Origin of the sequence: Mesorhizobium sp. M7A.F.Ca.US.011.01.1.1, assembly GCF_003998295.1 — a bacterium.
GTDB lineage: Bacteria > Pseudomonadota > Alphaproteobacteria > Rhizobiales > Rhizobiaceae > Mesorhizobium.
This window is the reverse complement of record NZ_RZRT01000001.1, coordinates 85,777-101,594: the sequence shown is the minus strand read 5'-3', so window position 1 is coordinate 101,594 and position 15,818 is coordinate 85,777. Positions and strand designations below refer to the sequence as shown.

11 protein-coding genes are annotated in these 15,818 nt (G+C 59.5%); all 11 read left to right on the top strand.

Features of this window, described 5'->3' with window-relative positions; translation table 11 throughout:
* The first annotated feature begins 12 nt into the window (after positions 1-12).
* Complete coding sequence (locus EOA13_RS00460) at positions 13-783, top strand: Hachiman antiphage defense system protein HamA (RefSeq protein WP_127288788.1); 771 nt, start codon at positions 13-15, stop codon at positions 781-783.
* Positions 770-4,267: a DEAD/DEAH box helicase gene (locus EOA13_RS00455; protein WP_127288786.1), complete on the top strand. Its 3,498-nt coding sequence runs from the start codon at positions 770-772 to the stop codon at positions 4,265-4,267. Before EOA13_RS00460 ends, EOA13_RS00455 begins: the two co-directional genes overlap by 14 nt.
* Before the next feature lie 234 nt (positions 4,268-4,501).
* On the top strand, positions 4,502-5,230 hold the full coding sequence (locus EOA13_RS00450; RefSeq protein WP_127288784.1) for a hypothetical protein: 729 nt from the start codon (positions 4,502-4,504) through the stop codon (positions 5,228-5,230).
* Between the two features lie 28 nt (positions 5,231-5,258).
* A complete protein-coding gene (locus EOA13_RS00445) occupies positions 5,259-6,848 on the top strand; it encodes a class I SAM-dependent DNA methyltransferase (RefSeq protein ID WP_127288782.1) in 1,590 nt (529 codons plus the stop codon).
* On the top strand, positions 6,845-8,023 hold the full coding sequence (locus EOA13_RS00440; RefSeq protein WP_127288780.1) for a restriction endonuclease subunit S: 1,179 nt from the start codon (positions 6,845-6,847) through the stop codon (positions 8,021-8,023). The genes EOA13_RS00445 and EOA13_RS00440 overlap by 4 nt, the downstream gene beginning before the upstream one ends.
* A gap of 2 nt (positions 8,024-8,025) precedes the next feature.
* Positions 8,026-8,859 (top strand): DUF3883 domain-containing protein, encoded by an 834-nt coding sequence (locus EOA13_RS00435; protein ID WP_127288778.1) that lies wholly within the window; start codon positions 8,026-8,028, stop codon positions 8,857-8,859.
* 68 nt (positions 8,860-8,927) lie between these two features.
* On the top strand, positions 8,928-9,458 hold the full coding sequence (locus EOA13_RS00430) for a hypothetical protein (RefSeq protein ID WP_127288776.1): 531 nt from the start codon (positions 8,928-8,930) through the stop codon (positions 9,456-9,458).
* On the top strand, positions 9,458-12,886 hold the full coding sequence (locus tag EOA13_RS00425; protein WP_127288774.1) for a DEAD/DEAH box helicase family protein: 3,429 nt from the start codon (positions 9,458-9,460) through the stop codon (positions 12,884-12,886). Before EOA13_RS00430 ends, EOA13_RS00425 begins: the two co-directional genes overlap by 1 nt.
* A 206-nt stretch (positions 12,887-13,092) precedes the next feature.
* A complete protein-coding gene (locus EOA13_RS00420; protein WP_127288772.1) occupies positions 13,093-14,010 on the top strand; it encodes a hypothetical protein in 918 nt (305 codons plus the stop codon).
* 5 nt (positions 14,011-14,015) lie between these two features.
* Positions 14,016-14,546 (top strand): hypothetical protein, encoded by a 531-nt coding sequence (locus EOA13_RS00415; protein WP_127288770.1) that lies wholly within the window; start codon positions 14,016-14,018, stop codon positions 14,544-14,546.
* Entirely contained in the window at positions 14,525-15,709 is a 1,185-nt protein-coding gene (locus EOA13_RS00410) for a phospholipase D family protein (RefSeq protein ID WP_164779932.1), read from the top strand. Before EOA13_RS00415 ends, EOA13_RS00410 begins: the two co-directional genes overlap by 22 nt.
* Positions 15,710-15,818: the final 109 nt, after the last annotated feature.

Below are 15,818 nucleotides of genomic sequence, written 5' to 3'. Positions count from 1 at the left end.
AGCGGGACCGGCATGGTGCAATTCAATGATTGGTGTGACACTGCCGATAGCAACATTGGAGTGCATGCGCTTCGACTGATGTCCGGCGACCCAGTGCGGCTGAACGCGGGGATTACCGCAACGGCCGCAATCATACCCACCCACTACGCCGCCGAGGAACGGGTTGCCGGCATTCTTCGCCGCCTTGGCAAACCCGCAGCGGCGCAGTTTGTCGAAGGAAAATTGCCGACAAGCAAGTCGATCCGCTCTGGCGACCTCGGCGAAATCATGGCTACCGAATGGATTGCCGCCCAGGGCGGCTATCAGGTGCCGATCAAGAGGCTGCGCTGGAAAGACCATCGCAACATGGCAATGCGCGGCGACGATGTGATCGGCATCCATCAGGATGCGCAGGCCGGTCTGCTGTTTCTCAAGACCGAGGCGAAAAGTCGGGTCGCATTGACGGCCGCTGTGGTCGCCGAGGCACGTGCTGCTCTCGACAAGGATAGCGGCTTGCCATCTGCACATGCGCTGTCTTTTGTTGCCGATCGGCTGGCCGAACTCGGAAACGACGCACTTGCCGACGCCATTATCGACGCACAGCTCAAGCATGGCATCCAAGCCCAAAGCCTGCGCCATCTGACCTTTACTATGTCAGGCAATAACCCGGAAGCCCATCTGACCGGTTCGCTCCAGACCTATGCGGGCGGTATCGCGCAGTGGAGCGTCGGTTTGCGGATCGAAGGTCATGCCGCATTTGTAGCCGCGGTCTATGATCTGGTGATCGCCAATGCCAACAATTGAGAGCATTCAGGCCGATATTGACGAAGCCGTCACGCCGGGCTTTCGCGCGCGGCTGATTGCGCGTGGCCAAGCGCGCGCAATCATCTGGCGCGACGGGGTGCTCCCCGCTGGTTCGCCGGCCTTCTCGCCACAGCTTAGCTATGATCTCCACTCCTACGGATATTCGCTGCTTGAGCTTGGTCTGCGATTGCGGGAGCTCGGTGGTGACCCGACGCGCGCACGTATCGCCTTCGAGCAGGCCGCGACCGCGCTTGAAGCCGTGATGGCCAAGGGAGCCCCCGGCGAAAGCGATCGCGACTTCCATTTCGTTATGGCCGCGGCCGCGTATCATCTCGCGCATTTGTCCGCCCGCGCTTATTCACTCCTCACGATCGTCCGGGCAGAAGATAATTTCTCACCGATTGAGCGTGCACTTGGCCATCTGATGCTAAGGGATCTCGGCGCGTTGAAGACTGCCGTTCTCGACTTCCGCCTCCTGGGGACCGGCAGTGATGCGGCGATCGCAGCCGCCTTCCAGGCACAGTGGGATCAGGTCGAAGCTGCCGTCCAGCCTCCCGATGGGGCATCCTCATTCCTGTTCGACGGGGTTGATCTCGCCCTCATCGACAGCTTCTTCGGGGCGCTCGCGACGTTCCTGCTCGCACTGGAGCGTGGTGACCGGCCCCTGATGGAACAAGCTCTCGCGCGGCTCGGCGAGGGCTTGAACATCTGCGAGGAGATCAATCTGCTCCCGCAATGGTGGGCGCACCGGATCGCGCGCCATCTACTCTCCGATCTTTGGAGTTCGACGTTCCACGAGCGTCTGCCCTTGGCGCCAGCAGGCGGCGATGCGCTCGCCTGGCCATCGCTGCGCGAGCTCTTCATCGCGTCATTGCTTCGCCGTCCCAAAGCCGAAATCGATCTTTGGCCTTCGCAAATCGCCGCCGCCACGCGGGCCGCCGATCAGTCTGACGATCTCGTCGTCTCGCTGCCGACCAGCGCGGGCAAGACGCGAATCTCCGAGCTTTGCATCCTCCGATGCTTGGCCGCCGGCCGGCGCGTGATCTTCATTACACCGCTGCGCGCTCTCTCAGCCCAGACCGAAGCAACCCTCCAGCGCACCTTCGGGCCGCTGGGCAAAACGATTTCCGCCCTCTATGGCAGCATCGGGGTGAGTGGCTTCGACGAAGACGCAATCCGCGAGCGTCACATCGTGGTCGCGACACCCGAAAAACTGGATTTCGCGCTCCGGAACGATCCGAGCCTGCTCGACGATGTCGGTCTGCTCGTATTCGACGAAGGCCACATGATCGGACTCAGCGAACGGGAGGTTCGCTACGAGGTCCAGATCCAGCGGCTTCTACGGCGCGCAGATGCGGGCGGGCGCCGAATTGTCTGCCTCTCGGCGATCCTGCCCGAAGGCAACCAACTTGAGGACTTCGCCGCATGGCTTCGCCGCGACCAGCCCGGCGGCCTGGTCAAGAATGATTGGCGGCCCACCCGTCTGCGCTATGGCGAGGTGGTGTGGAACGGCCAGAATGCCCGTCTGAACCTCCGTGTTGACCAAGAACAGCCCTTCGTTCCGCGCTTTCTCACCGGCTTTGTGCCTCCGGTCGGTAAGCGGAAGAAAGTCTTTCCGTCCGATCTCGGCGAACTCTGCCTCGCCACCGCATGGCGCCTCGTCAGCGATGGCCAATCCGTGCTCGTCTTCTGCCCGGTGCGAGCGCATGTCGAGCCTTTTGCAGATCGCATCATCGATCTCCACAAGCGTGGCGCTCTCGCCTCGCTGCTTCGGGTCGGCCAGGCTGTGTTGAATACCGCATTGACGCTCGGCGCTGAATGGCTCGGTGCCGATCATCCGATCCTCGAATGCCTGAGGCTTGGCGTCGCTATCCATCACGGCGCGCTGCCAACAGCCTTCCGCAAGGAAGTCGAGCGGCTCCTACGGGAAAACGTCCTCAAAGTGACGATCTCGTCGCCGACGCTGGCCCAGGGGCTCAATCTTTCGGCGACGACGGTCATCATCCATTCGCTGTTCCGCAACCGCGAGCGCATCGCGACGTCGGAATTCAAAAATGTCGTTGGCCGCGCCGGGCGCGCCTATGTTGATGTCGAGGGCCTCGTTCTCTACCCCATCTTCGACGAAGTCGCGAAGCGCACTGCCCAGTGGGAGGCCTTGATCGCCGACCTCTCCTCGCGAGAAATGGAAAGCGGACTGCTTCGGCTGGTCGTGACGCTGCTGGTGCGCATGCGGAAGCGCGTGGGCGGCTCGCTGGATAACCTCGTCGACTACGTCGTCAACAATGCAGAGGCATGGACCTTTCCGGAAATTGCGGGCGAAAGCGCGGAGGATCGACTACGCGCCCAATCGGATTGGAACAGCTATCTTGCGACGCTCGATACCGCGATCCTCAGCCTGATCGGTGAAAACGATATCGCGGACGCTGATATTCCTGCCGCCCTTGACGACATCCTTCAATCCTCGCTCTGGGAAAGGCGCCTCAACCGGCGCAATGACGAAACGAAGGCGGCGATCAAGGCCGGGCTGGCCTCGCGCAGTCGCCATATCTGGGCGCAATCCACAGCAATTCGCCGCCGCGGATATTTTCTCGCCGGGATAGGCCTTGCAACCGGTCATGCGCTGGACGCAATGGCAATAGAGGGCAACGAACTTCTAATTGAAGCCAATGGAAATCTGCTCAACGGCAACGCCGAGGGGGCCGTCGCCGCGATTACGACGCTCGCGGAACGCGTTTTCTCAATCAGCCCATTCATCCCCGACAAGCTCCCGGACAATTGGCGTGAGGTCTTGCGATTGTGGTTGCTTGGCCAGCCACTTGCGGCGGTCGCCGCGGGTCAGGAAGCCAAGACGCTGCAATTTGTCGAGGGTGGTCTGGTCTATCGCCTACCCTGGGCGATGGAGGCTATCCGCGTGCGTGGTCTTGCCAATGGCGACGCCGTCGGCGACCTGGGATTCCATCTCGAAGACTTCGAGCTCGGGCTAGCGGTCTCGGCAGTCGAGACTGGCACCGTTCAGCGGCCCGCCTCGATCTTGATTCAAGCCGGGTTCTCATCGCGTTTGGCTGCCATCAAGGCCGTGAACGATAGTTTCGCTACATTTTCCAACGCCGTCGGGCTTCAACAGTGGCTCGCATCAGATGTCGTAAAGGCACTGAGCGAGCAACCGGATTGGCCTACGGCTGAAACCAGAGCGATGTGGACGAGTTTCCTAACCAGTTTCGCACCTCAGCAGTCCAAAATTTGGAAAGATCATCGTTACTGGGCACCGGTGGAATGGATCGCGGCACCGATCGCTGCTGGAACGCCCCTGCAGTTGCATCACTTACAAGGTCGATCGGCGGTTCTGTCCGCGGATGGTGCGCTCATTGGCCATGCAAATATTCCGCTGAATCCTTTGCGTAGCGGGCTCCTTCGGGTTGTGGCGGGTGCAGAACAAGGCCAGCTAGATCTCAGCTATCTTGGCCCCGACGACCTGTGGGTATAGGGAAAATGTAGGCGTCAAGGGGCGGAACGTGGCTTCGACGCCAATGCCGAGGTTCTGAGATCGCCGAGGAAGCGGAACCTGCTTCAACGCTAAAAAGAGATGGCGCTTGCCTTCGTTGGCAGAGGTCACAGATCCGGCCCTGTCGGGCGTGTCATTGACGTGCCAAGTAAGAGCTAGATCGAATAGGCAAACCGCCATAGTGATCAAACGTCAACGTTCGGGAGGATGGAGCCGTTGGGCATTCCGCAGCACTACAGCCACAAGCTGCCATTACGGTGTAGCGATCTTTTGCAAACGCTTTATCCCGTGGTGGAGGCCGACCGAACGCAAGCTTCACGGCATGGCGGAGCTCTGACGACCACGCTGCTCCTCGCACTCGCGACGCCGATGATCGTGCTTCCTACCGAGCGTATCCTACGCGCTTTAACGGGAGCCGCGGACCACAACGACGAGAGCGGGATCGACAAAATTCTGACGGAAAACGTTCGTGCTGAATTTGGCAAGCAGCTCGACAAGACCAATTTCTGTGAGGGGATTGATTGGGCATTTGTGGGAGGCTGGCCGATCTTCAACCTCGCTGACAGATTGCCTGGAGAGTTGGCGGAAACATTGGCGACAACCAAGGCAAACGATGCGGCGCGCAAGCTGAATATGCCGCAGTTTGCAAGCTGTCTTCGCAATGCTCTGTCACACGGCGGGATCCTGTATCTTGATGAATATGGGCGCTCCTCTGACGGCCAGGCGCATATGCTCGCTTTCATCAGTGGAAAGCGTAGCAAAAAACCACCCTTTTGCCCCGACGGCCTCCAAGAATGTATTTATACCGCGCCGCCAATGGAGTCGCTTAACATTCTTCGCATCTCGCAGGATGGATTCCGCGAATTCGTTGGGAGATGGGCAACCTGGCTTGAGAACTCGGGCGCCGCTAGAGGCCTAAGTGAAACAGTTATCGCCGCAGAGTGAACGGCTGAAAGCAGTTGAGAAGCAGATAATGATCACAGGTGAATTGCGTTCGAAGATCGATCAGGTGTGGAACGCCTTCTGGGCGGGCGGCATCGCCAATCCGCTCGAGGTGATCGAACAGATCACCTACCTGCTGTTCATGCGCGGACTGGACGATGCCGAGCAGCTCGAGGAAAATCGCTCGACCCGGACCGGCCAGCCCATGCGTCGGCGCATTTTCCCGAACGGCAAGGACGGCATCGGCGCGAACGGCGGCGTCGCCTATGCGGATATGCGCTGGTCGCGGCTGAAGAACAAAGATACCGCCACGATGTTCGAACTCGTTGCCGAGCACGTCTTCCCGTTCCTGCGCTCCATGGCGGAGGACGGCACCGCGCACGCCACGCACATGAAGGGCGCGCGCTTCACCATTCCCTCGCCGGCACTGCTGGTGAAGGTGGTCGACCTCATCGACAAGCTGCCGATGCAGGACCGCGACACCAAGGGCGATCTCTACGAATACATGCTGGGCAAGATTGCCAGCGCCGGCCAGAACGGACAGTTCCGCACGCCGCGCCACATCATCGCACTGATGGTGGAGATGACGGCGCCGACGCCGAAGGACATCATTTGCGACCCTGCCTGCGGCACCTGCGGCTTCCTGGTCGCTGCGGGCGAATATCTGCGCGACAACCATCCGAAGATGTTCCACGACCAGGAGAGCCGCGACCATTTCAACGAGGAGATGTTTCACGGCTTCGACTTCGACAACACCATGCTGCGCATCGGCTCGATGAACATGACGCTGCACGGCGTCGAGGATCCCGACATCCGCTACAAGGATTCGCTCAGCCAGGAGCATGCCGACGACGAGGATCGCTACTCGCTGGTGCTCGCCAATCCGCCCTTCGCCGGCTCGCTCGATTATGAGACCACCGCCAAGGACCTGCTCTCGATCGTCAAGACCAAGAAGACCGAGCTTCTGTTCATGGCGCTGTTTCTGAAGCTCTTGAAGCCCGGCGGCCGCGCGGCGGTGATCGTGCCGGACGGCGTGCTGTTCGGCTCGTCAACCGCACACAAGGAAATCCGCCGCATGCTGGTCGAGGACCATCGGCTCGACGGCATCGTCAAGCTTCCGTCCGGCGTGTTCCGGCCCTATGCCGGCGTCTCGACGGCTATCGTGCTGTTCACCAAGACCAACTCCGGGGGCACGGACAACGTCTGGTTCTATGACTGCCAGGCCGACGGCTTTTCGCTGGACGACAAGCGCAATGCCCTGTTGCCGACCGAAAAACTCGGGCCGACGCCGGGGCACCACGAAGCCGGCCATTTCGTCAACTTGACGCTGTCCGACGAGGAACTGGCGAAGAACAATTTGCCGGACATCGCGACGCGCTGGGCGGATTTCAGGGCAAACGGGCTGTCTTCTGCCGAATGGACGCGCCCGCGCACCGCTCAGAGTTTTTGCGTGCCCAAGGCCGAGATCGCGGCGGCCGGCTACGATCTTTCCATCAACCGCTACAAGGAGGTGGTGCATGAGGCACAAGAGCACATGCCTCCAAAGGAGATCATAGCGGAATTGAAGGCGCTGGAAAGGGAGATCGCTGAGGGACTGGAGGAACTGGAGGCGATGCTGTGAGCTTTGCTTTCCCCACCAAGCCACTGGCCGAGATTGCAGACGCAATAGACTATGGAGTTACGGCGTCTGCCTCCACGATCGACACAGGAACGAAGTTCCTACGCATAACCGATATCCAAGATGGGTATGTCGATTGGGCAACTGTGCCCTATTGCGACGCACCACCAGCCAAATTGCTTTCCGCAGCCTTATCAGACGGCGACATCGTTTTCGCCCGGACGGGTGCGACGACAGGCAAGAGCTTTCTGATAAAATCGCCGCCAAGGGGAGCGGTGTTTGCGTCGTATCTTATCAGGGTAAAGCCATCGTCCAGGATTTACCCTGCGTATCTTGCTCACTTCTTCCAGTCACAAGGTTACTGGAGCCAGATTCAGAAGCGAACTCAAGGAGCCGCCCAAGGCGGCGTGAATGCCACAAGCCTGAGCGAAATTGCAATCCCACTCCCGCCGCTCCCCGAGCAGCGGCGGGTCGCGGCGATCCTGGATAAGGCGGATGCGCTGCGCCGCAAGCGCAAGCGCGCCATCGGACTGCTCGACAGCCTCACCCAGTCGATTTTTCTGGAGATGTTTGGTGATCCGGCAACAAACCCGAAGTGTCTTGAACGGATTGCTTTAGGTGACGTGATCCACTCGGCTAGCGACGGACGGCATGTAAGTCCCGAATATTCAGAGACGGGCATTCCGTTTCTTTCCACGAGGCACATCCAACGTGGGCGAATTGTCTGGGACGATCTAAAGTTCATTTCCTCCAAAGATGCGGCTGTTCATTGGAAAAAGTGTCGGCCCCAAGCTGGCGATATCCTTTATACGAAGGGCGGCACGACCGGTTTAGCGGCCGTGGTCGACACCGATAAGGAGTTCGCGGTCTGGGTGCATGTCGCTTTGCTCAAGACGGACGTATCAAAGATCGAACCCTATTTGCTTGAAGCCATGTTAAACTCAGAATTCTGCTATGCGCAGTCTCAGCGCTATACCCATGGAATAGCCAATCGCGATCTTGGACTTAAGCGGATGGTCAAAATCGAGATGTATCTCCCATCCATGGCTGAACAGAAACAGTTCGTCAAAGCTACGGGTGTGCTTAGACGAATGAGGTTGCAGGTTGAGCAGGTTTCGACAGGGGAGGCGCACCTCTTCTCCTCCCTCCAATCTCGCGCCTTTTCCGGTCAGCTCTGACCATGCCTGAAGCGCCGGCCGGCAGTGATTGGACCGACCGCGAGATCGGACTGATTGTCGCCGACTATTTCGACATGCTGTCACTGGAACTAGCGGGCCGTTCGTTCGTGAAGGCGCAGCGCAACGCGGCGCTGCAGGAACTCATCGGACGCAGCCGCGGCTCGATCGAATTCAAACACCAGAATATCAGCGCAGTGCTCTATCGGCTCGGCATGCCGTGGATCGCCGGATATAAGCCAATGGCGAACTTCCAGCGCGCGCTGATCGACGGTGTCGAGCGCTATATCACCCGTGATCCGGCGCTCTTTGAGAACCCTATGCCGACGGCGTCCGCACCCGGCTTGCACGAGCCCCAACAAATCTTCTTCGAGGCGCCGCCTGTCACGGATTTCGAGGCGGTGCCGCGTGTGCTGGAGCGGATCATCCGGAAGTTCGATCCGGCACTCCGCGACGCCCGCAACCGACAATTGGGCAAGAGCGGCGAGGAACGTGTCTTCTTTGCGGAGCAGTCTGGCTTGCGCGTGGCTGGGCGCGACGATCTTGCGCGGAAGGTGCGCTGGGTATCGGTGGAGGATGGCGATGGTGCCGGCTATGACATCCGCTCGTTCGATCCGGCTGGCCGCGAGCGGCTGATCGAGGTCAAGACCACCACGGGTCACAAGCAGACCCCGTTTCTGCTTTCGGAGAACGAACGATCCTTCTCGGAGGAGCGACCGGATGCTTTCCGATTAGTGCGGCTCTTCGATTTCGCGCGCGCGCCACGTGCCTTCGAACTCACTCCACCATTGAATAGATCGGTGCTGTTGAAAGCCGCAACCTGGCGAGCTCAGTTCTGAAGGCAATTGCTATCTGAACTCAAAAAACTATAGCTAGTATTTGGGGTTGTGGAACTTGGGGAGGGAAGATGCCGTCGATCTACGAGCTAGATCTACCTGGCGGTATGACCGAGAGGGGTTTCTGGCTTTACGTCTGGGAGGTGAAAGTTGAAGCTGACGAGGTTCTTTATGTCGGCCGCACCGGAGACAACTCGAGTCCTTACGCCTCGTCGGTGTATCGTAGGATGGGGCAGCACCTTGGCGATGCTGATAACACCAATGCTTTGCTCCGTCACTTAGAGGACAGGTTCAAGAATCGCGAAATCCACTCATACGAGAGGTTTCGTATGTTCTCCTACGGTCCCATCTTCCCGGAAGTCGATCGGCACCCAGAATTTGTCTACAGAACTGCGCCACATTGGCAGTTGGCGCTCGACCTTCACATTCCCTATCGCGATCGCACGGCAGCATTGGAACGCAAGCTTGCTCAAGAACTGCGTGTTGCCGGCTACGATGTGATGAACACAGTAAATTCCAACGCACCTCTCTTCCAAGCCGATTGGCCGCCGGTCAGAGAAGCCTTTGCAAAGCATTTTCCCCGGCTGGCACAGGTGCTGTGATGTCTAACTTCACCTTCCTCGCCGCCGAGTTCCCGACCGTCCACGATGCGGCGGCGGAGGCCGAGAGGCAGGCGGGTGTGTCGCCGACGGCCGCCGCCTTCTTCGCCGGCAAGACGGTCGAGATCGCGGTCAAATGGGCCTTCCGCAACGATCCGGGCCTGAAGTTGCCCTATCAGGACAACATCGCCGCCCTGCTGCATGAGCCGAGCTTTCGCCGCGCTGCGGGCGATGCCGTGTTCACCAAGGCGAAGTTCATCAACACGCTGCGCAACCGCGCCGTGCATGAGGAAAAGACCATCCGGCCAGGCGATGCCGCCGGCGCGGTCAAGGAGCTTTTCCACGTCTGTTTCTGGCTGGCACGCACCTATGCGCGCAAGGCAAAGCCGGCGGATGGTCTCGCCTTCGACCCTTCGGTGCTGGCGCGCCGCGACGAGACGCTGAAAAAAGCCTTCGCGCATCTGAAGGCGCAGCAAGCCGAGCTCGACGCCAAGAACGGCGAACTGACCAAGCTGCTGTCCGACCGGCAGAACCTCGACGCCGAATTGCAGCGCTTGCGTGCCGAAGTGGCGGCGGCCCGGCATGCCGCCGAGGCGGCTCCCTCCACGCATGACTACAACGAGGCCGAGACCCGCGACCGCTTCATCGACCTTCTGCTGCGCGAGGCGGGCTGGGCGCTGGACGGGCCGGAAGACATTGAGTTCCGCGTCGAGGGCATGCCGAATGAGCAGGGCGTCGGCTTCGTCGACTATGTGCTGTGGGGCGCGGATGGCAAGCCGCTGGGCCTGGTCGAGGCAAAGCGCACCCGCAAGGATGCCCGTCAGGGCCAGCAGCAGGCAAAACTCTATGCCGACCGGTTGGAAGCGCGTTACGGCCAGCGGCCGGTGATTTTCTACTCGAACGGCTACGAGCACTGGATCTGGGATGATGTGCGCTATCCGCCGCGCCAGATCGGCGGCTTCTACAAGCGCGACGAGTTGGAGCTCCTGATACAGCGCCGCACGGGCCGCAGGAAGCTCGCCGAGACAAAGCTCAATACGAAGATTGCCGGCGACAAGCGCCCCTACCAGCAGCGCGCCATCCGCGCCATCGCTAAGGCCTTCGAGGATGAGGGCGAGCGCAAGGCACTGCTCGTGATGGCCACAGGCTCAGGCAAGACGCGCACCGTGATCGCGCTCGTCGACCTGCTGATGCGCGCTGGCTGGGTGAAGCGTGTGTTGTTCCTTGCGGATCGTGTGGCCCTGGTGAACCAGGCTGCTGGTGCCTTCAAGGCGCATCTTCCGGATTCGGCACCAGTCAATCTGGTTACAGAGCGCACCGGCGAGGGCCGCGTGTTCCTCTCCACCTATCCGACGATGATGAACCTCATCGATGGCAGACAGGAGGGCAAGGCGAAATTCGGCCCCGGGCATTTCGACCTCATCATCATCGATGAGGCGCACCGGTCGGTCTACCAACGCTATCGCGCGATCTTCGAGTATTTTGACTCGTTCCTCATCGGCCTGACCGCGACGCCCAAGGATGAGATCGACAAGAATACCTATTCGCTCTTCGATCTTGAAGACGGGGTGCCCACCGACGCCTATAGCCTCGAAGAGGCGGTTGCCGATGGCCATCTCGTGCCCCCCGTGGCGATCTCCGTGCCACTGAAGATCGTGCGCTCCGGCTTGCGCTACGACGATCTCTCCGAGGAGGAGAAGGATCAGTGGGACATGCTGGAATGGGGCGAGGACGAGATTCCCGATACGGTCGAGGCGGCCGAGGTGAACAAGCGCCTGTTCAACCAGGACACCGTTGACCAGGTCATCGCGCACCTGATGCAGAACGGGTTGAAGGTCGAAGGCGGCGACCGGCTCGGCAAGACCATCATCTTCGCCAAGAACCAGGCACACGCTGTCTATATCGAGGCTCGCTTCAACGCGGCCTATCCGTCACTTGCTGGACATTTCGCGCGCGTCATCACCTATGAGAGCGGCGCCTACGCGCAGACGCTGATCGACGACTTCTCAAAGAAGGACAAGGCTGCGCACATCGCCATCTCGGTCGATATGCTGGACACCGGCATTGACGTGCCGGAGGTGGTGAACCTGGTCTTCTTCAAGCAGGTGCGGTCGAAGACCAAGTTCTGGCAGATGATGGGGCGCGGAACGCGACTCTGCGTCAACCTGTTTGGCCCTGGTCAGGACAAGGAGTTCTTTCGGGTCTTCGACTATTGCCAGAACCTGGAATTTTTCGGCGCCAATCCAGAGATCAAGGAGCCTAGCGCTGCCAAGTCCCTGTCGGCCCGTCTGTTCGCCGCCCGGCTCGATCTTGTGCGTGCACTGGATGAGGAGGATGGCAAGACGGGCGGCTTTGCCGCACCCGAACAGCAACCTTACGAAGCGCCTGGCAATCGCCTAGACCCGCCAAGCGTGGAAGAGGTGCGCGCGAGCGCGCTGGCCGTTCTGCGCGAGACTGTCGCTGGCCTGAATCTCGAGAACTTCATCGTGCGCCGGAAGCGCCGGACTGTCGAGAAATACCAAGCCGACCAGGCCTGGAATGACATCGATGACGAGGCGCGCGATGAACTGGTCGGCGACATTGCGCCGCTTCCATCGTCGCGTGAACTGGGAACCGAGGAAGCGAAGCGCTTCGACCTGCTGATGTTCCAGGTTGAGCTTTCACTGCTGAAGGGATCGAAGCGCTTCGACATGCTGAAGAAGCAAGTGCTGGAAATCGCATCCGCGCTTGAAGACCAGACGGCCATTCCGGGCATCGCGGCCCAGGCCGCGCTCATCGAAGAGATCCAGACCGCCGAGTGGTGGGAGGGCGTTACCGTTCCATTGCTAGAGCTAGCGCGGCTGCGCCTGCGCAATCTGATCCAGCACATCGAAAAGGGCCGCAGGGCGATCGTCTACTCGAACTTCGCGGATGAGATCGGCGCCGGTGAGGAGATCGATCTGCCGCAAGTCGGAGAGGCCGATTTCGCCCGCTTCAAGGCGAAGGCTCGGCATTTCCTGCGTGGTCTTTCCGGCAACCAGGTTCTCGATAAGCTACATCAGGGCAAGCCGCTGACCGCATACGATTTGACGGAACTCGAACGGCTGCTTCTGGAGGCGGGGATTGCTGGTCCGCAGGATATTGAGCGCGCCAAGGAGGCCAGCCGCGGCTTCGGTCGCTTCGTGCGCTCGCTGGTCGGACTCGACCGTTCTGCCGTAAGCGACGCCTTCGGCGAATTTCTAGCGGAAGGTGCCGCCACGCACCAGCAAATCGAGTTCATCGGCTTGGTCATCGAGCACATGACCGAAGCCGGCTCGATGGATCCCGCCCAGCTCTACGAGGCGCCGTTTACAGACATCGCTCCCACAGGGCCTGAACAGGTTTTTGATGAAGGCCGGGTAGCCACTCTTATCGACCGAATCCGAGAGATTAGCGAAAGTGCGTCGGTGTGAGTTGTGGCCGGATGGCTCGGCGACCAGCAATGTATGAGGTATCGTTGATATGGACGCGGATAACGCGACCCCGGTTGCCAAAGGTTCTCCGAGAGGGCACCGCAGAGCGAACCAAGTCTCACCGCACGTGCGTATGGCTCACATCTGTTCGAGGGCACCGGCGGACAGCGGCGCCGTCAATGAAATGCTCGGAATGAGGCGACGGGATGACGCTGCGTATTGATTATCGGAGCCAGTCCTTTCCCGGTGTCTACAACGTGAGACGCGTCGGAACTCTTGAAACGACATGGGACGAATTGTTGTGGGCTGCGATCACTATTGGACGTCCAAGCACGCTTCATGTTTTCCAACATGGGCCTGCCTCTTTCTATGAGGCGATATTTCGCCTGTCGCTCGTCCGTATAGCGGTTGAACAGGCTTGGGGTGGCCGCCTAAAGCGAACTGATGCTTTTGCAGCACTCGACCCCACCGAGAAGGGCATGGTCAGCTACTTTCTGGGCATGGCGCTCTGTAAGCTGTTCGCATCTCGCTTGCTGCATACTCCTTGGCTGCTCCACCTCGATGTGTTTCGTCCCTATCTCAATCCCGATCTTCTTGGGAGGTCTCGCCCGGATCTAGTGGGAGAAAACAATGCCGGTGATTGGCATGCCTTTGAGAGCAAGGGCCGCTCTTTCCAGCCATCCTGGGACGACAAGCAGAAGGCGAAGTTGCAGGCGCAACGTCTGGTGTCGGTCAAGAACATTCCCTGTTCACTGCACATAGGGTCTTTCGCTTTTTTCAAAGCTGACTTGCTTGAGTTCTTTTGGAAAGACCCCGAGGCGGATGTGAAGGAGCCAATTGAACTCCCGCAGCCTGATGAAGAATGGCGATATTACTACGAGCCTCCGCTTAGTGTCGCATCGTTGCCCGAGGAGACCGACTTGGCGTCGGAACGTGAGAGCGCAGATGTAACTGTGAGCATTCATCCGAAAATTCGTCATTTGCTCGATCAAGGGCTGTGGCTACAGGCTCGGGAAGCGGCCAGAGGACTAAGAGATGAACTCGTTGCCGAGGGATATCAGCCGGATGGGCTGCGCGTCGTTGCAGGCGAAACGTGGGCAAGGCAGTTCGAAAAGCGTGGATGAGACCGATGAGCGTTCGAACCGACCCAACTCCATTCATTCTGACCGCCGATCAACTCGCCGATGATTTTATCGCCGTCGCCAGGCTTGCTGGTGTCGAACTGTCTGCTGGTGCCGTGAATATCGAGAAACTGCCTGCGCCGCATGTGCCGCCGACAAGGCTGCCGCCTGGACGAATGGCTGTCTATGTTTTCGCCCTCGGACCAGAGGTTCTGAAGGTCGGGAAAGTCGGCGCAAAGAGCCAAGCACGATACACGAGCCAGCACTACAATGCCGGCAGCGCGTTAAGCACGCTAGCCGCATCTATTCTGGCGGAGCGCGAACGGCACGGCCTGACAGAAGCAGACATGCCCCGCGCTGGACAATGGATCAGGCATAACGTCGATCGAGTCAACTTTCTGATTGATGAGGAGATCGGGATGCGGCTTCTGAACTTGCTCGAGGCGTTTTTGCAATGCCGCCTGAACCCGCGATACGAAGGGTTCAAGAGCCAAAGCACCGCCCTGGGTTGGTCTACATGCCGGCCGTATCCAAAATGACAACTCGATTTGTAGATAAGGGATGGTCGCAGGAAATCTCCCAAGCCCTTCACACCGAAGCAGACGAGCTACGAATCATTTCTCCGTTCATTAAGGTTGGAGCGGTGCATCGCTTGCTCATTGCGAGGCCAAAAGTCCTCAAGGCGATCACGCGGTTTAATCTCGCAGACTTTGCGGAAGGCGTCAGCGACATTGCGGCGCTTCGCGGATTACTGGCATCAGGCGGCGCCGTGCGAGGCGTCAGGAATCTGCACGCCAAGATGTATTTGTTCGGATCGAAACGAGCGATCGTGACATCGGCCAACTTGACTGAGGCCGCGCTCAATCGGAACCATGAATTCGGGCTTGTTTCTGATGACAAGGAGATCATCGCGGCGTGCCGCCGATACTTTGACGATCTTTGGAGGCGAGGTGGCACCGACCTAATGGTCCCGCAGCTTGACCTCTGGGACCAGATCGTAACTCGCTGTCGTTTGGAGGGCGGGCGCCGCAACAGCTTTGCTGGCTTGGGCGATTTCGGTGCCGATGCGGGCGTGACGGTCCCACCGCTCAAAAGTTCGCCCGTTTCCGTTTCCGACGCGCCGCAGGCGTTCGTGAAGTTTTTTGGGCAAGGTAGCAATCGCGCGCCGCTATCACTGCTAACGATAGACGAAGTCGAGCGTGCTGGTTGTCACTGGGGCTTGTCTTATCCAGCCAGCAAGCGTCCTTCAGGCGTGCGCGACGGAGCGGTGATATTCATTTCGCGTTTGACTAGCGATCCGAATGACATTCGCGTCTTTGGCCGCGCAATTGGATTGCGGCATGTCCCTGGCCGCGATGATGCGACTCCGGAGGACATACAACTACGGCCGTTCAAGCAGAACTGGCCTCGATACGTTCGAGTCTCTAATGCGGAGTTCGTCGCCGGAACAATGGCGAATGGCGTTTCGATGAGTGAACTGATGACCACGCTTGGGTCGGATTCTTTTATTCCGACACAGCGGAACGCGAGGCAGGGAGAAGGCAATACCGATCCACGCCGCGCTTACATGCAGCAAGCGGCCGTCGAACTTTCGAACGAAGGGCGTGGATGGCTTGCCGAACGGCTTCAGTCTGCTTTCGATCTGCACGGCAAGCTCCCGCAGGACGCCCTCGATCAGCTCGATTGGCCTCAGATCCCTTGATGGCCTTCGTGCGCACCACCAGAATCGATTTACGAACGATGACGCTTCCGTGGAAGCCAGCGCGAGGTTTACTATCCACCACCGGCGTGCCTGATGAGCTCGCCGACAC